Below are 342 nucleotides of genomic sequence, written 5' to 3'. Positions count from 1 at the left end.
CTTCATGATCGAGGATTCGGGCGCGCCGTTATTGCTGATTCAAAAGCATCTGCACGAGAAGACCGACTTCGCAGGAATGCGCCTCGAATTGGACGATTTCGTTTGGGGAGACAGAGGGGCGGACTCCGCCGATGCGCTGGGTGCTTCGAACCTGGAGCCGATTTCCGGGCCGGGCAACCTGGCATATGTCATCTACACGTCGGGAACGACCGGCAGACCGAAAGGAACGCTGATCGAGCATAAGAACGTCGTGCGCCTCCTGTTTAACGACAAGAACCTGTTCGACTTCGGGCCGTCCGACACGTGGACGCTGTTCCACTCGTTCTGCTTCGATTTCTCCGT

The 342-nt window shown here is 57.3% G+C and carries 1 protein-coding gene; it reads left to right on the top strand.

Going from position 1 to position 342, the window contains the following annotated elements; all coding sequences use genetic code 11:
* A partial coding sequence (locus E0698_RS27800) for an AMP-binding protein (RefSeq protein ID WP_192513443.1) occupies positions 1 to 342 on the top strand: 342 nt, incomplete at both ends.

This window comes from Paenibacillus sp. 23TSA30-6, from assembly GCF_014858585.1.
GTDB lineage: Bacteria > Bacillota > Bacilli > Paenibacillales > Paenibacillaceae > Paenibacillus.
Note: the sequence above shows the minus strand (reverse complement) of the source record. Positions and strands in the feature narration are given on the sequence as shown.